The organism is Haloferax chudinovii (assembly GCF_042663345.1).
Taxonomy (GTDB): domain Archaea; phylum Halobacteriota; class Halobacteria; order Halobacteriales; family Haloferacaceae; genus Haloferax; species Haloferax chudinovii.
This window is the reverse complement of sequence record NZ_JBHTAB010000006.1, coordinates 129600-148790: the sequence shown is the minus strand read 5'-3', so window position 1 is coordinate 148790 and position 19191 is coordinate 129600. Positions and strand designations below refer to the sequence as shown.

Below are 19191 nucleotides of genomic sequence, written 5' to 3'. Positions count from 1 at the left end.
CTGCTGGGAGCCCAATCGTTATTCCTCGCAGTCTCGGAGGCGGGGGTATGGACCTCTCTATCGTCGACCTCTCGCCGGTCCCCAACGGGGGAACCGCGACCGAGGCGTACGCGAACACCGTCGAAACCGCCGCGCAAGCCGAGCGATTGGGCTACTCGCGCTTCTGGGTCGCCGAGCACCACGGCATGGCGAGCACCCTCGCGGGGACGACGCCCGAGGTGTTGCTCGGCCATCTCGCCGCGGAGACGGACTCGATTCGGCTCGGTTCCGGCGCGGTACTGCTCAACCACTACAGCCCGTTCAAGGTCGCAGAACAGTTCGGCGCGCTCGACGGACTCGCGCCCGGTCGCATCGACGCCGGTCTCGGCCGAGCGAACGGGTCGCCCGCGGCGGACCAAGCGCTCGGAACGGACCGACACGTCGAGGACCCCGACGGCGACCACGCCGAGAAGGTCGAGGCCGTCGTCAACCACCTCTACGACGACTACCCCGACGAACACCCCTACGCCGACCTCGAAATCCCGCGGGGGAGCGGCGAGCCGCCCGTCCCGTGGATGCTCGGGTCGAGTCCGTCGAGCGCGACCATCGCGGGCGAACTCGGGTTGCCCTACTGCTTCGCGGGCTTCATCAGGCCGCAGTTCGCCGTCCACTCCTTCGAGGAGTACCGCGAGAGTTTCCAGTCGTCACCGCTGGCCGGCGGCATCGACGAGCCCCACGGGATGGTCGCGGTGAACGCCGTCTGCGCCGAGACCGACGAGGAGGCGGCGCGACTCCGCGCGGTGGCCGAGGCGACGTACAAGCGGATGCGCCGCGGCGAAGTCGGCACGAGACCGACCGTCGAGGAGGCGATAGACGAACTCGGCGGGGTTCCCGAGCCCACGCCCGCGACCCTCGGGGCGAAGGAGTGGCCGCGCGCGATTTCCGGCAGTCCCGAGACGATTTCGGGGCTGTTGGACCAGCTCGCGGAGCGCGTCGGAGCCGACGAGGTGATGATTCAACACGTCGTCGGCGACCACGAAGACGCCCTCCGGTCGCACGAACTGCTCGCCGAGGGCGTCGGCCTCGTCTGACGCGCCCGGTTCCGCGACAGTCTGTCTGCCCGGACGATTCATATTGCAGTCCCCGGAATAAAGGAGTGTGTCACGACTTCGGTATCTCCGACTCACGGACACGCCCTTCGAGGCCAGAGAGTTCTCACTGCTCTGGCTCATCGCGCTCGCGACCTACGGCGTCGGCGACATCGTTACGACGCTCACCCTCCTCTACTACGAGGGTCGCTTCGACGAGGCGAACGCCCTCCTCGTGGCGAGCACGGACGCCCTCGGGCGATGGGGGCTCGTCCTCCCGAAGCTCGCCGTCTTCCTCCTCTGTCTCGGTATCTGCGTTTACGGCGCTCGCGTGGGCGACAAGGTACTGTACTACCTCCCGCCGGTCACGCTCTCGGTCATCGGCGCGTTCGCCACGGCTTTCAACCTCCGGCTCTTCGTCGGGTGAGCGGCAGAAAATCGGGGCGAAGAGCGCTCAGTCAGTCGCCTGTTCGAGCGTGAAGACGAACTCCACGTCGACGCTGTCGGTCTGTATCTCGTTGCCGGCCGACTCTCGAATCCGCCACTCGACGACGAGCGACAGGGACTCCCCGCCGTCGAGCCTCCCGAGCGAGACTGACTCGTTCCACACGTCGGCGAAGTCGAGATACGTCGTCTCGTCGCCGAGCACGTAGGTACTCGTTCCGTTCGCCCGCTCGACGCGGAGTCTGACGGCGAGCGCCTCGTGGACTTCGCCCTCGTCGGCTCCGCCGGTCGAATCGACCGACAGTTCGGGGCCGAATCGGCCGTTCTCGGCGGATTCGAACGGCATCGACTCCAGCGTCAACACGCCGGGCTCGCGCCCACGGTTAGTGAGTGTCCCCGTCGAGTTGCCCGCAGAGCCGGGTGCGACCGACTGCGTGTCGAGAATCGAGACCCCGGCCCCGCCGGAGCCGAGTTCGAGGTCGACGCCCTCCGGAGCGCGCCCGGCGGTGTTCTCGACGGTCACGTCGAACGACGCGGTCTCCTCGGTTCGGGCGACTTCGGTCGAGTCGCGGAACAACACCGCAGTCACGGAGACGTAGCCCGTTGTGACGGCGGTCTCACCGTCGGTGGTCGCGGCCAAGCCGGCGGTTCGATTCCCCTCGGCGTAGGTCACGTCAGAGCCGAGCGCGGCGGCGATGTCCACCGGACTCGACCCCGAGAGAGTGACGCGGCGCTCCTCTTGCCAGCCGTCGTCGGGGACCCACGCGTTCACCACGAGCACGACGCTGTCGACCGTGCCGGTCCACGAGAGCGTCCCGGTCACTGGGCCGCTGAGCGACCCGACAGTCCCGTCGGCGCTTCGGACCGTCGGCGGGTCGGCGGCCTCGACCGAGAGCGTCGGCTCGGGCGACGTCGACGATGCGGCCGTAGTCGTCGTTTGGCCGCCGCCTCCGCCACCGCCACCACCGCCACCGCCGCCTCCGCCACCGCCACCGCCGCCTCCGCCAGTGCCCGAGCGCGCCGTGGTGGTCGGGTCGGGACGGCTCGTCGGCGCGGGCGTTGGCGACGGTGTCGGGGCTGGAGTCGTTGCGGTCGCAGTCGGCGTGGCCGTCGCCGTGGCCGGCGGCATCGGTGTGTCTTCGTCTTCGTCCTCGTCGTCCTCGTTTGGCGGCGTATCCGGCGTCGGCGAGGGCGGCGTCACGGTGACGTCCGGCGGCGACGGCTCGGGGTCGTCGCCACGGAGATCCGAAAGCGCGTCGTTGATGCCGCTGTCGTCGAGGAAGCGGTCGATGCTCCCGGGAGCGGCAAAGCCGGTTCCGACCAGCACGATGCCGACGACCACGAAGACGATGAACACCCGACTGGCGATCTGCGAGAGCCGCGGCGAGAGCGTGCCGAGGAGCTTCGCCGAAAAGAGCGATGCGAGCGACAGCGGAATCGGGAACAGCCCCGCCCGCGGCGGGCGGTACTCGACCACCAGCGCCGTCTCGGTCGGCCGGTCGCCGGGTTCGACCTCGTCGCCGACAGCGACCGGGTACTCGTCGGTACGGAGTTCGTCGTCCTCATCGGTCGAGACGCGTTCGACGGTCGCGGGGTCGATGCCCGCGTCGGTGTCGCCGACGAACGACCCCGACTGGGCGTCCCAGCGCCGAACCGCCCGAACAACCCCGTGGACGGGCAGGCGCTCGCCGGGGAGACAGAGGACGCGGTCGCCCCGTTCGAGTTGCTCGAAGTCGAGCTCCTCGAAGTCGTCCGTGTCGCCGTCGTCAGCCGCCTCGTCGACGAGGCGTCGACACCGGGTCGCGTCGGCGAGCGCCAGTTCGGGCGACTGCTCGGGTGTCCAGTCGGGCGCATGCGCGTCGTCCGGGGTGGTCACGGGCGACTCACCGCCCGTCCTCGGAGGACTCGTCGGTCGGCGCATCAGAAGGGCGGTCGACGGGGTCGGTCACCCACTCCATGCCGTCGGCCGAGCCGGAGGGCATGGAGGCGGACGCCGAAGGAGACGGGTCGGCGACTGCGACGGGGTCCGCGACGCGAACCCCCGTCCGCTCCGGGTAGAGCGCGACGCCGCCGTCCGAGGCGCTGACGTAGCCGGCGTCGATACCGGCCGCACCGCCCGCCGAACCGCCGTCTGCGGTACTCCCGTCGCGTCGGTCCCTCCCGTCAGACTCGTCGGAGTCGACCTCGACGAGCGCGTCGGTGTACAGCGAGTAGAGCTCGGTCACGACGAGGAGCGCGCCGGGGAGGATGACGAACAGGACCAACCCGAGTCCCGACTGGACGAACTGCGCGGCGAGCCCGAGATACGGAACGTGGAACCAGACGCGCCCGACGACGCGGTCGGCGGTGACGGGGTCCGAGTCGACGTCCTCGTTGGCGTCGCCCTTCGTCCGGAACACCGGACTGTCGCCGCTTCGGTCCACCGCGACGACCCGGTGGGTCACGCGGTCGGTCCGCTCGTCGGTGATGGCACCGCCGGCTTCCCGGTAGGTGATGATGTCGCCCGCCGAGATGTCCGCGGGCGGCACGTCGCGGACGACCACCACGTCGCCGGCGTCGAACGTCGGCGACATGCTCCCCGAGAGCACGGTGTAGCTGGCGTCGGCACCGAAGGCCTGCGGCGCGGCGAGCACGACGACGAGCGCGACGGCGACGAGGAGCACGACGCCACCGAGAACGCGGGCCGCCGCGGTGAGACGAGACCAGTTCATCGGTCAGGCACCCCCGTCGGCGTCGTTTCCGTTCTCGTCGTCAACACTGACGCCCTCGGTGGCGACCGCTTCGGTTTCGGTTTCGGTTTCGGAGCCGGGGTCGGGGTCGGCCGTTTCGTCGCTTTTCCCGACGTCATCGTCTTGGCCGTCTGTACGGTCTCCGCCGTCTTGCTCGGATTCGGCTTCGTCGTCTTCACCGTTTCCGCCGTCTTGCTCGGATTCGGCTTCGTCGTCTTGCTGGGAATCGACTTCGGCGTCTTGGTCGCTTTCTCCGTCTCCGCCCTCGACATCCGCGTTCTCGACTCCGCCGTCTTCTCCGTCCTCGGGTCCACCGTCTTCCTCGGGTTCACCGTCTTCCTCGGTCGTCTCGGCTTCGTTTGTTCTGACTGCGTCGCCCGTCTTGACGTCGACGCGCATCGCGAGGTCGTCGGGGTCGACGTGCACGTCGTGGTGCCACGAGAACCGGAGCCTGCCGGTGAGCGAGAAAGACCCGTCTATCTCGCGGGCGATTCGGACGTGGTTCGTGCCGGTCGCGTCGACCGAGACGTCGGCGAGCGTGCTCGTCCGGCCGTCGGCGGTGAGTTCGAGGTCCGAGACCGCGACCGACGACCCGGCCGCCGAGGCGGAGACCGTGACGCCGAGCGCGACCACGTCGTTCGCGCCGACGCCCTGCGCCTTCTGCCCGTGTTTGTCCGGGTACTCGGTGCCGCCGACGGTCATCGTCACCTTACTGCCGTCGAAGTCGACGCGGAACGACTCGGTCTGCCCCGAGGTCCACGCGTGTTGCCAGTCGTTGTTCTGCTTGTGGACGCGGGTCTCGGAGCGTCCGGTGCGCTTCAGCACCGCGACTTCGTAGTTCTCCGGCTCTGAATTACCGTGAACGGAGTCGTCGTGGGGCTCGCCGTAGCGGGCGAGCGTCGCCCAGTCCCAGCCACCCATCGCGTCGCGGGCGTCGCCGGAGCCGGACGTCGAATCGTCGTCGTCTCCGTCGTCTCCGTCGTCGTCGGCCTCGCAGGTCGCACCGCCGTCGTCGTCGACCCGCTGGTCGAGCGCGAACCGGAGGTCGACGCCCGCGATATCCGAGGCGACTTCGTTGCCGGCGCTCGACGGGAGCCGCCACGCGATGACGAAATCGACCGACTCGCCGGACCCGAGTTCGTAATCGAGGTCGAACGTCTCGTCCGCGACGAAAATCGAGTCGAGGGTCGCGTAGTCGGAACTGCCGCAGAGGTACGTCTTCGACCCGTCGGGGGCTTCGAGCCACGCGCGGACTTCGAGCACCTGCGCGAGTTCGCCGTCGCCGACGCGGGGGTCGTTCTGCGACGGGGGCTCGGACTGGCCGTTCTCGTCGTCGGTGACGCCGAGCACGTCGATGTCGAGGAACCCGGCGAGCGACCCGCGGTTGCGGAGCGTCACCGACGCGGTGCCGCTGTCGCCGGGCGCGAGACCCGACTCTTCGAGGAACGTGAGCCGCTCGTCGTCGCCGTCGACCGTCAGGTCGAGCGTGCCGACGCCGAACGACGCGTCGGCGCGCTCGGTATCGGAAAACGCCGAGTAAGTACCGACGCCCGCGGCGGCGCTTCCGGCGCTAATCGTGAAGATGCCTCCGAGGAGGCGGCGGCGCGTGAGCGTCAGTGTTGGTGTCTGTTTCGGCATCGAGAGGCGTGAGGTCGTCGTGTGCGTTCGGAGGGCCGGAACGAAAGAGATGGACGCGGTCGGTTCGACCGGGTCGCGTCGTCTGCGTCGCCCGCGAACGCGAGTGTGGTTACTGGCTGTCCCGCTGGTTCAGTTCGAAGTCGAACTGGATGTCGAGCCCGTCGGCTTGGAACTCGTTTCCGGCGCTCTCCCGCATCTCCAGCGCGAAGGAGAACGTCTTCGTCTCGCCGGACGCGAGGGCGATGTCCTGGACGTTGGAGTCGTCGTCGCCCTCGGCCGCGTCGCTGTTGTTGTCGACCACGTCGGCCAGCGTGGCCGAACCGCCGAACCGGTCGGCGAGCACGTCGAGGTTCCCGACTTCGAACGTCGTCACGTCGAGGACGCCCGCGAGGTCCGCCACCGAGGCGTCCGCGTCGCCGTCGTCGCCGGCCGTGGCGTCGCTGTCGTTTTCGGTCAGCGAGAGGTCGATATCGAGGCTCCCGTCGAGCGTCCCGTCGTTTTCGAGGTCCACCTCGAAGGTGTCGGTCTCGTCGCCGGGCGCGAGGCCCGTGGCGCTGAAGCTCGCGGAACTGGCTCCGTCGGCGAGGCTCAGCGTCCCCGCCTGGAGCGTGTTCTCGGTGCTCGATTCGGTGTCGTTGAACAGGGCGAACGTGCCCACCCCGGCGGCGGCGCTTCCCGCGCCGATCGTGAGGAGGCCTCCGAGGGCGCGGCGTCGTGTGAGTTTGAATACTTTGTCTGCCATTGAGTTCTCCGTGCGGCCCACCGTCCACCCACTCCCGTCCGTGATGTTCTGGGTGAGGTGACCTTCAGGAGTTCCTACTCGATTACGCGGGAATAATTCGATACCACCATTATGCGGTATTCGTCAAAAACCGAGCGACGTGGTAGCCCTCGACACAGCCCCGGTGGAATGAGAGCCACCCGGACCGTCGGGTCGGTGACGCGTCGTCTCACTCGCCGTCGAACAGTTCGGCGAAGACCTTGCGCTGGGCCGCCCTGAGGTGTTGGGTGAACGTCGACCGCGAGATGCCGATGGCCTCGGCCACTTCGGCGGCGCTCCGTCGCTTCGGCCGCTCGAAGTAGCCCGTTCGGTACGCGACTTCGAGCGATTCGCGCTGGCGGTCGGTCAGTCCGTCCAACACGCTGGCACCGATATCTGACTCGACGGTACGGTGGCTCCGCGCGGTCATGACGACGCTGTCGAAGACGGCCGCGAGCGCCTCGACGAACGGGCCGGCCGGTCGCCGCCGGGGGAGGTCGACGACGACGGTCGCCTCGCCGTCCGTCACGACGACGCGGTGGAGGACGCCGCCCGCGTCGGCGATGGCCGTCCCCAGCGAGGGCGCGGCCGTGTCGAACTGCGCCCGGACGACCCCGTCGCCGGGAGTTACGTCACCGGGCGTCACCCCGTCGAGGCTCGCCAGCGCGTCGGTCACCGCGGCCTCGGACGCGCCGCGGACCGTCACGAAGTAGCGCTCCCTGTCGCCGCGAGGCAACACCGTGTGGACGACGAGTTCCGCGTCGCGGCCGAGCGCGTCGCCGACCGCCAGAAGCCCCGCGTCGTCGTCGCGGACGCGGAGGCGGACGCGGACGACCTCGTCGGCCACGAGCGCCTCGCGGCTCTCGGCGGTGCTGAGGGCGTAGCCGAGCGTCTCCGCCAGCTCTTCGAACCGGCGGCGCTCCCGGTCGTCGTCGGCACCGCGGCGGTACACGCCGAGGACGCCGTAGTCGACGCCGCCGTACCGGAGCGCGACGGCGACCGCGGTTTCGATACCGCTGGCGGCCGCAACCGCCCTCCATCCGGCGTCGGGAGTGGTCGCCGGCGCGTCGACATCGCGCCCGTCGTCGACGGCGCGGGCGACCGTCGTCCCCTCGCGGAAGGCGGTCAGGCTCGGTTCGGTCGAGTCGCGGCGGACCCCCGCGTCGGCGTCGAAGACGCCCGCCGTCCGGAGGTACGACTCGTCGCCGACGACGGCGAGCGGGTCGAGCCCACCGCTCGCGGTGCGCTCGCCCACCCACGCCGTGACGGTGTCGGGGTCGCTCTCGATGTACCGACAGAACGACTCCGCGACTTCGACGCGCGACGACTGTCGGACGAGAATCTCCCGAATCGCCTCCTTCGTGTCGCGCTCGCGTTCGAGTCGGCGCTGGTGGTGGACCTGCGCCGTGATGTCCCGGAGGACGCCGATGGTGCCGGGGAGTCCGTCGTCGACGACGTGGTCGATGTCGAGGATGCAGTGTCGTGTCTCGCCGCCGCGGTCGCGGATGCGGATGTCGAGCGACTGCGGGACCGCCCGGTCGAGCGCGTCGCGGACGCGGCCCCGGTCGTCGGGGTGGACGACCATCTCGACGATGTCGCCGTCGGTGAGCGCCGCGCGGTCGTAACCGGTGAGCGTCGTCGCCGCCTCGTTGACGAGGACGACGCCGCCGTCGCGGGCGACGAAGATGGCGTCGCGGACGTTCTCGACCAGCGTCCGGTAGCGCGCCTCGCTCTCGGCGAGCGCGCGCTCCGTTCGGTGTTTGTCGACCGCCGTCCGAACGCGCGTGGCGAGCGCCGCGGCGCTGTCGTCGACGCTCGTCTTGACGATGTAGTCGTCCGCGCCGGCCGACAGCGCGCTACTGGCGAGCCCCTCGTTTCCGGCACCGGTAAAGAGGAGAAACGGAATATCGGGTCGGGCGTCGCGGACCGCCGCCAGCAGTTCGATTCCCGTCCGGCCGGGCATGTAGTAATCACTGACGACGCACTCCACGTCATCGGTGAGGCGGGCGAGCGCGCCCTCGGGACTGTTGGCCTCGCGAACGTCGAAGTCGGGGGCTACCTCGCGGAGTCGATGCACGACGAGCGTCAGCCAGTCGCGGTTGTCGTCGACGAGGAGGACGGTGACGGGGTCCGCGCTCGTTCGGTCTGTCGTCTCGGTCACGGCGGTTCGGCCGTCTGTGGCACAGCGACCGGCATAAACTGTTCGGGTACGAACACGGGCGGCGCTCAAAGAACTCGGAACGCCAGTCCGGTTACGCCGACAGCGGGGCGGTGAGAACGCTCGAACATATAGTTTAAATACCAGAGTGAGTACAAAACACGCACCGATGGACGCGAAAAGCGGTCGGGTGCAGTGAGCGATGGGCTGGCAGTACACCGTCTTCGCGCTTCCGACGCTCTGTGCGATGATTACCGCGTCTCTCCTCGGCGTGTACAGCCTGCGGTACATGCGGGCCCACGGCCGGTCGTCCGAACTCGTCGCGTTCTTCGCCGTGAACGTCGGACTCGTCCTCTGGACCGGCTTTTCGTCCCTCAAGCTACTGCAGACCGACCCGTCGCTGAAGCTCCTGTTCTACCGACTCCTCTACTTCGGCGTCGCGCCGCTCGGCGCGCTCGCGCTCCTCTTTACGCTCGTCCACACGGACCGGGTCCGCCGAATCACTCCCGGACTGATCGCGGCGGTCATGACCGTGCCGGTCGTCTTTCTGGTGGTCCTCTTTACCAACCCCAGCGGTCTCGCTATCGAGGCGACGCGCCTCGTCGAGACGAACGGCCTCGTCGTCATGCGGGTCGACGTCGGTCTCGGCCACGTGGTGTTGCAGTTGCTCTACAACGCGGTGCTCTCCGTGCTGTCCACCGCGCTCATTCTCTACGAAGCGGCTCGACTGGGCCGAACGTACATCCCCCAGGCGGTGTTGGTGAGCATCGGTCTCGCCGCCCCGTTCGTCTTCACGGCCTGCACCACCCTCGGAATCCCACCGTTCGGTAGCGACAGTGTGAACCTCGTGCCGACCTCGGCCGCAATCACGTCGGCCGCCATCGGCGTCGCGCTCTTTCGCTACCGATTTCTCGACCTGCCGCCCATCGCCTACACGACCGCGATGGAGGAGTCGCCCGACGGCGTGTTCGTCCTCGACGCCGACGAGCGAATCGTCCACGTCAACACCCGCGGCGCGGAGCTCTTAGAGCGCTTCGGCGCGGCCGTCGGCGACCCGGTCACGGCCGTCTCGTCGGACCTCGACCTGACGACCGAGAGCAACGACAGCGTCAGAACCACGCGAGCGGACGGCGAGACGGTGTATCTCAGCGCCCGGTCCCAGCGGCTCGAACGGGGCGACCAGACCGTCGGATGGGTCATCGTCCTCCGCGACGTGACCGAATTGCACCGTCAAAAACAGACCATCCTCTCCCGAAACGAGAAGCTCACGCTCCTCAATCAGATCGTCCGCCACGACATCCGAAACGACATGGCCGTCATCCTCGGCAACGCGCAACTGGTCGAGGAGTCGGTCGACGACGAGGTAGTGCGCGAGCGCCTCGACACGATCATCAGGAACGGCGAGCACGCCACCGAACTCACCGAGAACGTCCGAAACCTCATGGCGACGATGCTCGACGACGAGGAGACGAACCGCCCGACGACGCTCGCCGGACCGCTCTGGGCAGAAGCGAGCGCGGTCCGCGACGGAACCGCCGACGCGGCAGTCTCGCTCCCCGACGAGCCACCGGACGTGACAGTCGTCGCCGACGACATGTTGGGGACCGTCTTCCGCAACCTCCTCACGAACGCGGTGCGGCACAACGACGCCGACCGGGCCGAAATCGACGTGTCGGTCGAGGTGCGAGACGACGACGCGCTCGTCCGCATCGCCGACAACGGACCGGGCGTCCCCGACAACCGAAAGGAGACGGTGTTCGGCCGCGGCGAAAAGGGGCTCGAAAGCCCCGGCACCGGCCTCGGTCTCTACCTCGTCGACACCATCGTCAGCGGCTACGGCGGCGACATGTGGGTCGAAGACAACGAGCCCCGAGGCGCGGTCTTCGTGGTCCGCCTGCGGAGAGCCTGACGACAACTCGTCCTCGGTCTCACGGCGTTCGCGGCGGTCGTCGTGGTCGACACGTCCGGCTCGAACGCGGTGTTGCTCATCGGCGTCGGGAACGTCTGTCTGAGTGCCGCGCTCGGAGCGGTCGCGCTCCCCGATAGATAGCGCGAAAAATCAAAACGACCACGCCGCCGTCCGCTGTTTTTTGAGAATCGGGCCAAAAAGACTACTTAGGGGGCTGACAATCTCTAGGTGTCCGCTCGATACTGTCTGGTCGGCGGACAGGTAACATATCAGCACAGACAGGCGGCCCATCCCGTGCCACCGGTACTCCGACCCTGCCCCCTCGGACTGCCGCCCGATGGTCCGCCCCTACATTTCTACCCTCTCACCGCATGTTACGCGAGCGACCGGTCCGCGACCCGTCAGCGACTCAGTCGCGCCCCGGAGCGCCGGCCCCGACGAGACCGGCCACGCGGGACTCGATTTTGCCGTAGGCAAGGACGACTGTGCCGCGGAGCGACTCCGTCGCGAGGACGGCGAAGCCGGTGAAGATAGTCGCGAAGCCGACGACAGTGAGCGTCGAAATCGACTCGCCGAGGAGCGCCGTCCCCCCGAGCGCCGCGACGATGGGCACGGCGTAGAAGACGAGGTTGCCGCGAATCGGGCCCACGTCGTCGAGGAAGCCGAAGTAGGTGAGGTAGGCCACCGCGCCGGCGAAGACGCCGACGTAGGCGAGCGCGAGGAGCGCCGTCGGCGACCACGTGGCCGCGGCGAGTGACTCGCCGGAGGCGACGCTCAGACCGTGGGTGAGCGCCGCGCTGACGGGGAGCGCCCACGCCGTGCGGACGGTGCTCGAAAGCGACGTGTCGGCCCAGCGGATGAGCACGGTCCCGAGCGCGCCGCTGACCGCGCCGAGGAAGACGAGGCCCTTCCAGAGCGCCTCGCCGCCGAGCAGGTTCGCGGGGTCGACGCCGACGACGAGGCCGACGCCGAGGAGGCCGATGAGCATCCCGAGCGCGCCGCGGGTGGAGAGTCGTTCGTCGGTGAGGAGCGCCATGGCGAACACGGGGGTCAGAATCGGGTTGAGGCTGAAGATAATCGACCCGACGCCGCTGGAGACGTGCTCCTGTCCCACGAACAGGAGGGCGTTGGCGAGACCGATGACGAACACGCCGGTGGCGAGGATGCCGACCACGTCGCGGACCGACCGCGGGAGCAGTTCGGCACGGGGACGAGTGGCGACGACGTAGCCGACGAGTAGCACCGCCGCGATGTCGAACCGGAGCGCGACGAACAGAAGCGGCGGCAGGTAGTCGAGGCCCGCCTTCGCGGCGACGAACGTCCCGCCGAAGAAGAACGCCGTCAGCGCGAACAGGACGAACCGCCGACGCGACGTCGTCACCATGCCGCACCTCCGACCGAGAGACCGAACGCAGAGTGAAGTGAACGCATCTTGGATACACCTACGACTCCACCACGTATAGTTTGATTCAGAAATTAGTTCAGGGTAAGAAAAATGTCGGTCGGGGCGAGCATGATTCAGTATGTGAAATTATTTCACGACGCGAAAGACGTTTACCGAGGCGCGCACAACCCCGGTGCATGGAGTCGGCATTAGACGAGATAGAGTTCCTCGCGCTCTCGCAGAACCGCGTCGACGCGCTCAGATACCTCGCCGAGCGGCCGCACTCCAGACGCGAACTGGTCGAGCGAACCGGGGCGTCACAGCCGACGATGGGGCGGATTCTCAGCGACTTCGAAGACCGCTCGTGGCTCGTCCGCGAGGACGGGGCGTACCGGGCGACAGTGACGGGCGAACTCGTCTCTCGGGGCTTCGACGACCTCGTCGACATCCTCGACACCGACGCCAAGCTCCGGCCGGTCGTCGAGTGGCTCCCGACCGACGCCATCACGTTCGACCTCGAACACCTGACCGAGGCGACGATTACCACGCCGAGTCAGGTCCGGCCGAACGCGCCGGTCAAGCGCGCGGTATCCCTCCTGAGCGAGGCCGAGGACGTGCGAATCTTCTCCTACGCGTTCAACGAGCAGAACCTCGACATCGTCCGGGAGCGGACCGCCGCCGGCGACCAGCGCTTCGAGGGCGTCTTCTCGTCGGCCGCCATCGACGCGCTCGCCCACGACTCCCACCTGCGCGAACAGCTCCGCGACCTCCTCGACGCCGACGCGGCCGCCGTCCGCATCACCGACGAGCCGATTCCGATGGCGGCGACCATCGCCGACTCGACCGTCCACCTGTTCCTCCGCGACGACAGCGGCATCCTCCAGGCGTCTATCGACGTGACCGAACCGGAGGTACTCGCGTGGGCCGACAAGTTGTTCGAGCGCTACTGGGAGGCGGCGGAGCCGCTCGACCTCGACCGGCTGTAACGGGCCGGCGTCTCCGAGAGTGCGCGCGGTGCGTCGGCGTCCGAAACCACGACCGAACGGTGCCCTCGCGTCCCACCCGTCAGTCGAGTTCGTCGAACGAGTCGAACTCGTCCCAGCAGGAACACTGCAGGTCGTCCAGAGAGGTGACTTCGTCCGGGAGGCTGGTGATGGGAATCCCGGAGCCGGCCTCGTCGCAGTCGCGCAGGTGAACGCTGAAGTCGTCGCTGGACATCGTGTACATGGTCAGCACGCTCAGTTCGCCGGCTTCATTGAAACAATTTGTGAGTGCGACAAGCGAGCGCGGGGCGTCAGAGAACCCGGAAGACGCGAACCGTGTCGCGCTTGCCCGGTTCGCAGAGCAGTTGCGCGAGGCCGAGGTCGGAGAACTCGTCTTTCCAGTTGCGGTGATACAGCGGGAAGTCGTCGTTGACGTAGCTCACCTCGGAACCGGAGCGCCCGCGCGTCGGCCCGTTGCCCTCGTTCTCGGCGGTGATGACGAGGTCCGACGAGACGCGCGCGATTTCTTCGAACACCCACATATCGTCGGGGTGGACGTGCTGGAGCGTCTCGACGGAGTAGATAACGTCGAACTTGTCGTCGGGGAAGTCGGGAAGCAGGTCCTCGATTGCGCCGGTGAGGAACGTGCCGGTGTCGACGAGTTCGGGGAAGTACTCGGCCATCACCTCGAAAGAGTCGTCGTTGATGTCGATGCCGGTGAGGTCCTCGTAGCCGCGGTCGCGGAGGTGCGCGAGGTGGCGACCGGAGCTACAGCCGAGTTCGAGAACCGACGCGTCTTCCGCCGCGTAGTGCTCGAACACGGTCGCGAGCGTCTCGCTGACCTCGTTCGGGCCGATTTGGGCGTAGTACTCCGGCGAGAAGTCGCCGGAGCGCTCGGCCCACCCGCGGTGGTTGTCGTCTGCGTCCATACCCGGAGTAGCGAACGGGCGGGTAAATGTTCCGCGGAGTGTGCGCCGTCGTTGCGACGCGCGAGTCGTTCCGAGAAACCGGGAGACCTCGGCGGGTCGGGTACGCCGGAGGACCCAAGGAGAGCGTGCTGGAGGGCACGTTGGGGAGGGGTGCGTCAGGGGGGATTGGGGCGTCCCACGAAGGGACTGGGAGCGAGTGTGCCGTGGAGGGCTGGAGGGATGTGCGCCGCCGCGGGCACGAGCAGTCGGGTGTACCAGTCAAGCGTGCCGTGCCTCGCTCGCGGCGCGCGCGTCAGCGGGTCATCGGTTCGACCGCGGCCATCACGCCGAGTCGTCGCTCGTCGTTTCGTCCTCGGTCGTCGTCTCGTTCGCCGTCGTTTCCATCTCGGTCGTCGTCTCGTCTTCTGTCGTCTCCATCTCGGTCGTCGATTCTTCCTCCGTCGTTGCTTCTGTCGTCTCTATCGTCGTCGTCTCGTCTGCCGTCATCGTCCCGATACCGCCGGTCTCCGCTGTCGTCTCGGTGTCGCCGACCGCGGGTTCGGCGTCCGTGCCGTTCGTGTCGTTCACGGGACCACCACCACCGCCCGTGTCCGTACAGCCGGCGAGTGCGACGGTCGCTACCGCGACTCCGACACCGAACTGCCGTCGAGTGAGGGTTTCGCGCATCGCAGTCAGCAGTATCGCTCGGCGGATGATAATGGGGGAGAGTCGTCCCGACCGTTCTCCCCGTGAACAACCGTTTCGACCGACTGTTTCGACCGTTTCAGTCGGATTAACGGCACGTTTGCCAGTCGTTCGCGGGCCGACGAAGGCGGCACAGTCCGGCGATTACCACGCTTCTACCGCGGGGGCAGACGAGAAGCGACGGCGAGCAGTCACGAGCGGCGACGAGCGCCGTTCGACGACGTCGAGACGCGACGTAACCGCCGCGAACCGCGGCATCGACGACCGGGGGTGACGACAAGCTCGCCCCGCGTCGAAGAGAGGGTGAAAAGTTCTAATTCTGGAACATTCTTCGCAAATTGACAGTCAAAAGAGTTGTAAAAATGCATAACGAACAGATAAACAAAACATTATGCACTAGCAGAGTCGACAAATAGAGAACGAACAATGCCTGTCAAACGCATCTCTCCGGTCGGGTGGGCGCTCGTCGCGGCGCTACTCGTTGTCGCGGGCGGCGTCTCACCGGTCGTCGCCGCCGCGGACGGCGTCGAGGTGCGTGGGGTCGACCACAGCGGCGCGGCCGTCGTCGCCACCGAGAACGGCCGGACGTACGTCGCCTCGTGGCGGCCCTCGACGGTTTCGGTGGCCGTCGCCGCGGCGGACAGCGGCGACTACGAGGTCTGTCTTCAGACCGACCGCGACGACGGCTCGACGATGCTGTTAGGGTGCGAACCGCTCGGAAGCGCGGGGGCGAACGCGACCGGCGACCAGCGCGTCGACTTCGAGTTCGCAACGTGGCCGGCGAACGCGACCGGCGACCGCACCGTAACAGCGGTCGTCAGACCCGGTGACGGCGGCGAGTCGGTCGCGCAGGCGAGCCACGGCGTCACGGTGCTCGCGCCGGCCGGGGACGCCGACGGCGACGGTCTCGGCAACCGCGACGAACTCGAGCGCGGCACGGGTGTACTCGTCGCCGACACCGATACCGACGGCGTACCTGACGGCGAGGAGGTCAACCGCTACGAGACCGACCCGACGAGCACTGACACCGACGGCGACGACCTCAGCGACGGCGTCGAAATCAACGAGCAGGGGAGCAACCCGACCGAGACGGACACCGACGGCGACGGCCTCGACGACGGCGCGGAGGTGACGACCCACGGCACGGACCCGACGACCGCCGACACCGACGGCGACGGCCTCGACGACGGCGCGGAAGTCAACGACTACGAGACCGATCCGACTGCCACCGATACCGACGGCGACGGTCTCGAAGACGGGCCGGAGGTCAACGTCCACGAGACGAACCCCACCGCCGCCGATACCGACGGCGACGGCCTCGACGACGGCGCGGAAGTCAACCGCTACGAGACGAACCCGACCGAGGCGGACACCGATGGCGACGGCCTCGACGACGGACGCGAGGTCAACGTCATCGGGACCGACCCGAACCGCGGCGACACCGACGGCGACGGGCGCGGGGACGGCGCGGAGGTCGAAGCGGGGTCCGACCCGAGCGCCGCGCCGGGGTCGGTCGTCGGGTCGCTGGAACTCGGCGGCGACGGCTGGTTGCTCGCGGTCGCGGTCGCGGCTGTCGCGGTCGCCCTGCTCGTCGTCGGCGCGCGAGTCCGGAGAACCGACGCCGGCGTGCGACTGTCGGACGTTCGCTCTCGCGCGACCGACCGGGTCGACGAGACCGCCGCCAACGGGGGAGCATCGGACGCGGTTCGAACCGGCGAGAGCGGCGGCGTGGCGCGCCCGGAATCGGCCGCCGACGGCACCCCCGACGCCGAGGAGCTCCTCGACGACGAGACGCGCGTCCTCAGACTCCTCGACGACAACGGCGGCCAACTCCGGCAGTCGAAGGTCGTCGAGGGCACGGAGTGGTCGAAGTCGAAGGTGAGCCGCGTCCTCTCGCGGATGGCCGAGGAGGGCACCGTCACGAAGATAAATCTCGGCCGGGAGAACCTCATCGCCCGCCCCGAGAACGTGCCCGAACACGCCCGGTCGCCGTTCGACGAATCCTGAGCGGGTCGCGTCGCGGTCGGTGCGGCCCGCGAGTTGGAAGTCCGAACCGCGCGTCGGGGTTGGAACATACCAACCAAGGCTATAGGCCTCGAGCGACTAGGTGAGAGCCATGCGCGAATTCGTCTTCACGGTCGAGTACGAGCGGGGCGTCGACGAGGTGATGGACCTCTTCATCGAGAACCCGGACCTACACTCCAAGACGATGGCGATACACGCCACGAGCGAGTCGATGTGGCGGCTCGACCGCCTCACCGGGCCGACGGAGGCGCTCGAAGCGTTCGACGAGGTCATCGAGCAGGCCACCCGATGCAACGGCGTCCTCGGGATGTGCGGCGCGCCGGTCGTCGAGTGGGACTACGAAGTGCTCTCGGAGACGCCCAACGGGCGCATCGTCTACTCCTGCCGCGAGGAGGGCGACGGGATTCAGTCGATTCCTCACGTCGCCGCGAAGCACATCGGCGACGGGCTCCTGATGCAGGCCGAACGGCGGGGGGCGCAAAACCAGTGGCGACTGCTCATCTCCGACGACGACACGGTGAGCGAGATTTACGAGGAGGTCAAAGACAGCCTCAGCGACGGCCTCTCGCTGAGCGTCCAGCGCATCAGCGAACCCGAGTGCTGGCTCGAAGAGGGCGTCTCCGCCGACGGGCTCCCGCCGGAACAGCAGGCCGCGCTCGAAGCCGCCGTCGAGTTCGGCTACTACGAGACGCCGCGACAGCACACCGTCCAAGAGATTTCCGAGGAACTCGACATCCCGAACTCGACGCTCCAGTACCGTCTGACCCGCGCCGAGGCGTGGCTGGCCCGGCAGTTCGTCACCGATACGCTCGGCACCGAAGTCGAAGAGCGCGTCGACCCCGAAACGCTCGAAGCGAGCGCCTGACCCGCGAATCACGGCCGAGCGCGCGAGAGGACGCGTCCGAATCCGGGTTGGAATATGCCAACCACACCCTGATACGCCGTGGGCGCGTACACAACTGCGTGGGAAAGGACACTTTCAGCGATATCACCGGCTTGCCGGACGACCTCGGAATCGGCGACGACCTCGCGCGCGCGGACCAGCGCGCGTCGATTCGCGTCGATACCCGACGGTACGGCAAGCCCGTGACGGTGGTCGACGGCCTCGACCTCCCGGCCGACGAACTGGACGCCCTCGCATCGACGCTGAAGCGACGGCTCGCGGTCGGCGGGACCGTGACCGACGGACGCATCGAACTGCAGGGCGAACACGGCGAGCGCCTCGAAGCCGCGCTCCGCGACGAGGGCTTCGACGTCGAGCGCTGAGCTTGTTTTTCGTCCGCCCGATAGCTCTCGCGGCCGAAAGAGACGGATAACTGACACGGCAACCGATGAGCCGAGCGGCCGGTATCCCCCGGTCGCACACCCCGGGGGGCCACGTTTGGTATATTCCAAACGAGAGCCCATTACCCTCTGTACGGAACACGTAGGTACTCAATGGACACGAAACACGTCGACTGGCGTTCGATGCGAGACGAGTCGGCACCGACGGCGAAGCCCGAGGCCCGACAGTCTGACGACGAGCGCGACGAAGACGAGACCGAGGCGTCCGAGGTGGCGGTCGCGGAGCGGACCGACCTCGTCTACGACGAGCAACACGGCGAGTGGGTCGACCCCGAGACGGGCGAGATTCTCCGCGAGGACGAAATCGACCGCGGTCCCGAGTGGCGCGCGTTCGACGCCGCGGAGCGCGACCAGAAGTCCCGCGTCGGCGCGCCCACGACGAACATGATGCACGACAAGGGGCTGTCGACCAACATCGGCTGGCAGAACAAAGACGCCTACGGCAACTCCCTATCGACGGGCCAGCGCCAGAAGATGCAACGACTCCGGACGTGGAACGAGCGGTTCCGCACCCGAGACTCCAAAGAGCGCAACCTCAAGCAGGCGCTCGGCGAAGTCGAGCGGATGGGCTCCGCGCTCGGCCTGCCTGACACCGTCCGCGAGACCGCGTCGGTCATCTACCGCCGCGCGCTCAACAACGACCTCCTACCCGGTCGCTCTATCGAGGGCGTCGCCACGGCCGCTATCTACGCCGCCGCTCGACAGGCCGGCGTCCCCCGTTCCCTCGACGAGGTGCGGCGCGTCTCCCGCGTCGACAAGATGGAACTCACCCGGACGTACCGCTACGTCTCCCGCGAATTGGGGCTGGACGTGAAGCCGGCCGACCCGGCGCAGTACCTCCCGCGGTTCGTCTCCGAACTCGACGTGACGGACGACGTGGAGCGCCGCGCTCGGTCGCTCCTCGACAACGCGAAGCGGCAGGGCATCCACAGCGGGAAAAGCCCGGTCGGGCTCGCGGCGGCGGCCATCTACGCCGGCGCGCTCCTCGCCGACGAGGAACTGACGCAGTCCGAGGTGAGCGACGTGACCGACATCAGCGAGGTGACCATCAGGAATCGCTACCGCGAACTCCTCGAAGCGACCCAGAAGCCGGGCGAGCGGACCGTCGGGTCGACCGCCTAAGCCGGAATTTCAGGC

Annotated in this window: 17 protein-coding genes; 8 read left to right on the top strand and 9 right to left on the bottom strand. The window is 68.1% G+C overall.

Annotated elements, in window-relative coordinates:
* Positions 1 to 47: 47 nt before the first annotated feature.
* Positions 48 to 1070, top strand: coding sequence for an LLM class flavin-dependent oxidoreductase (locus ACFQI8_RS12460; protein WP_390245223.1), 1023 nt, complete (start codon positions 48 to 50; stop codon positions 1068 to 1070).
* A gap of 67 nt (positions 1071 to 1137) precedes the next feature.
* Positions 1138 to 1494 (top strand): DUF5658 family protein, encoded by a 357-nt coding sequence (locus tag ACFQI8_RS12455; RefSeq protein WP_390245221.1) that lies wholly within the window; start codon positions 1138 to 1140, stop codon positions 1492 to 1494.
* A 27-nt stretch (positions 1495 to 1521) separates the two neighbouring features.
* Here ACFQI8_RS12455 and ACFQI8_RS12450 read toward each other — a convergent pair whose 3' ends face one another.
* From ACFQI8_RS12450 to ACFQI8_RS12430, 5 genes are all read right to left on the bottom strand, one after another.
* A complete protein-coding gene (locus ACFQI8_RS12450) occupies positions 1522 to 3387 on the bottom strand; it encodes a hypothetical protein (protein WP_390245220.1) in 1866 nt (621 codons plus the stop codon).
* A gap of 7 nt (positions 3388 to 3394) precedes the next feature.
* On the bottom strand, positions 3395 to 4222 hold the full coding sequence (locus ACFQI8_RS12445; RefSeq protein WP_390245218.1) for a signal peptidase I: 828 nt from the start codon (positions 4220 to 4222) through the stop codon (positions 3395 to 3397).
* A gap of 3 nt (positions 4223 to 4225) precedes the next feature.
* Positions 4226 to 5878, bottom strand: coding sequence for a TasA family protein (locus ACFQI8_RS12440; protein WP_390245216.1), 1653 nt, complete (start codon positions 5876 to 5878; stop codon positions 4226 to 4228).
* Between the two features lie 109 nt (positions 5879 to 5987).
* Entirely contained in the window at positions 5988 to 6620 is a 633-nt protein-coding gene (locus ACFQI8_RS12435; protein WP_390245214.1) for a TasA family protein, read from the bottom strand.
* 208 nt (positions 6621 to 6828) lie between these two features.
* Positions 6829 to 8799, bottom strand: a complete 1971-nt coding sequence (locus ACFQI8_RS12430; protein WP_390245212.1) for a helix-turn-helix domain-containing protein — start codon at positions 8797 to 8799, stop codon at positions 6829 to 6831.
* Positions 8800 to 8998: 199 nt separating this feature from the next.
* On the opposite strand from ACFQI8_RS12430, the gene ACFQI8_RS12425 reads away from it, so the two are divergent.
* Positions 8999 to 10705, top strand: a complete 1707-nt coding sequence (locus tag ACFQI8_RS12425) for a histidine kinase N-terminal 7TM domain-containing protein (protein ID WP_390245210.1) — start codon at positions 8999 to 9001, stop codon at positions 10703 to 10705.
* A gap of 409 nt (positions 10706 to 11114) precedes the next feature.
* Here the strand turns inward: ACFQI8_RS12425 and ACFQI8_RS12420 are convergent, their stop codons facing one another.
* Positions 11115 to 12089 carry a DMT family transporter gene (locus ACFQI8_RS12420; protein ID WP_390245208.1) on the bottom strand — a complete coding sequence of 325 codons (975 nt, stop codon included), beginning with the start codon at positions 12087 to 12089 and terminating at the stop codon, positions 11115 to 11117.
* A gap of 197 nt (positions 12090 to 12286) precedes the next feature.
* Here ACFQI8_RS12420 and ACFQI8_RS12415 point away from each other — a divergent pair, with 197 nt between their 5' ends.
* Positions 12287 to 13075 (top strand): helix-turn-helix transcriptional regulator, encoded by a 789-nt coding sequence (locus ACFQI8_RS12415; protein ID WP_390245206.1) that lies wholly within the window; start codon positions 12287 to 12289, stop codon positions 13073 to 13075.
* 79 nt (positions 13076 to 13154) lie between these two features.
* Here the strand turns inward: ACFQI8_RS12415 and ACFQI8_RS12410 are convergent, their stop codons facing one another.
* The 3 genes from ACFQI8_RS12410 to ACFQI8_RS12400 all read right to left on the bottom strand — a co-directional run bounded on the left by ACFQI8_RS12410 (position 13155) and on the right by ACFQI8_RS12400 (position 14667).
* Positions 13155 to 13316 (bottom strand): hypothetical protein, encoded by a 162-nt coding sequence (locus tag ACFQI8_RS12410; RefSeq protein ID WP_390245204.1) that lies wholly within the window; start codon positions 13314 to 13316, stop codon positions 13155 to 13157.
* Positions 13317 to 13383: 67 nt separating this feature from the next.
* Positions 13384 to 14001 (bottom strand): class I SAM-dependent methyltransferase, encoded by a 618-nt coding sequence (locus tag ACFQI8_RS12405; protein ID WP_390245202.1) that lies wholly within the window; start codon positions 13999 to 14001, stop codon positions 13384 to 13386.
* 321 nt (positions 14002 to 14322) lie between these two features.
* Entirely contained in the window at positions 14323 to 14667 is a 345-nt protein-coding gene (locus ACFQI8_RS12400; RefSeq protein ID WP_390245200.1) for a hypothetical protein, read from the bottom strand.
* A 444-nt stretch (positions 14668 to 15111) separates the two neighbouring features.
* On the opposite strand from ACFQI8_RS12400, the gene ACFQI8_RS12395 reads away from it, so the two are divergent.
* The 4 genes from ACFQI8_RS12395 (at position 15112) to ACFQI8_RS12380 (ending at position 19176) form a co-directional block, all read left to right on the top strand.
* Positions 15112 to 16692: a helix-turn-helix transcriptional regulator gene (locus ACFQI8_RS12395; RefSeq protein ID WP_390245199.1), complete on the top strand. Its 1581-nt coding sequence runs from the start codon at positions 15112 to 15114 to the stop codon at positions 16690 to 16692.
* Between the two features lie 109 nt (positions 16693 to 16801).
* Positions 16802 to 17575, top strand: coding sequence for a helix-turn-helix domain-containing protein (locus tag ACFQI8_RS12390; RefSeq protein ID WP_390245197.1), 774 nt, complete (start codon positions 16802 to 16804; stop codon positions 17573 to 17575).
* 98 nt (positions 17576 to 17673) lie between these two features.
* Positions 17674 to 17976 (top strand): stress response translation initiation inhibitor YciH, encoded by a 303-nt coding sequence (gene yciH, locus ACFQI8_RS12385; protein WP_390245195.1) that lies wholly within the window; start codon positions 17674 to 17676, stop codon positions 17974 to 17976.
* A 171-nt stretch (positions 17977 to 18147) separates the two neighbouring features.
* Positions 18148 to 19176 (top strand): transcription initiation factor IIB, encoded by a 1029-nt coding sequence (locus ACFQI8_RS12380; RefSeq protein WP_390245193.1) that lies wholly within the window; start codon positions 18148 to 18150, stop codon positions 19174 to 19176.
* The last annotated feature ends 15 nt before the right edge of the window (positions 19177 to 19191 follow it).

What these genes read in the sequence shown, in the direction of transcription:
- ACFQI8_RS12405 (WP_390245202.1), bottom strand. Translation starts at nt 14,001, where the DNA reads ATGGACGCAGACGACAACCACCGCGGGTGGGCCGAGCGCTCCGGCGAC.
- ACFQI8_RS12410 (WP_390245204.1), bottom strand. Translation starts at nt 13,316, where the DNA reads ATGTACACGATGTCCAGCGACGACTTCAGCGTTCACCTGCGCGACTGC.
- ACFQI8_RS12395 (WP_390245199.1), top strand. Translation starts at nt 15,112, where the DNA reads ATGCCTGTCAAACGCATCTCTCCGGTCGGGTGGGCGCTCGTCGCGGCG.
- ACFQI8_RS12415 (WP_390245206.1), top strand. Translation starts at nt 12,287, where the DNA reads ATGGAGTCGGCATTAGACGAGATAGAGTTCCTCGCGCTCTCGCAGAAC.
- ACFQI8_RS12380 (WP_390245193.1), top strand. Translation starts at nt 18,148, where the DNA reads ATGGACACGAAACACGTCGACTGGCGTTCGATGCGAGACGAGTCGGCA.
- ACFQI8_RS12440 (WP_390245216.1), bottom strand. Translation starts at nt 5,878, where the DNA reads ATGCCGAAACAGACACCAACACTGACGCTCACGCGCCGCCGCCTCCTC.
- ACFQI8_RS12390 (WP_390245197.1), top strand. Translation starts at nt 16,802, where the DNA reads ATGCGCGAATTCGTCTTCACGGTCGAGTACGAGCGGGGCGTCGACGAG.
- ACFQI8_RS12445 (WP_390245218.1), bottom strand. Translation starts at nt 4,222, where the DNA reads ATGAACTGGTCTCGTCTCACCGCGGCGGCCCGCGTTCTCGGTGGCGTC.
- ACFQI8_RS12400 (WP_390245200.1), bottom strand. Translation starts at nt 14,667, where the DNA reads ATGCGCGAAACCCTCACTCGACGGCAGTTCGGTGTCGGAGTCGCGGTA.
- ACFQI8_RS12460 (WP_390245223.1), top strand. Translation starts at nt 48, where the DNA reads ATGGACCTCTCTATCGTCGACCTCTCGCCGGTCCCCAACGGGGGAACC.
- ACFQI8_RS12425 (WP_390245210.1), top strand. Translation starts at nt 8,999, where the DNA reads ATGGGCTGGCAGTACACCGTCTTCGCGCTTCCGACGCTCTGTGCGATG.
- ACFQI8_RS12435 (WP_390245214.1), bottom strand. Translation starts at nt 6,620, where the DNA reads ATGGCAGACAAAGTATTCAAACTCACACGACGCCGCGCCCTCGGAGGC.
- ACFQI8_RS12420 (WP_390245208.1), bottom strand. Translation starts at nt 12,089, where the DNA reads ATGGTGACGACGTCGCGTCGGCGGTTCGTCCTGTTCGCGCTGACGGCG.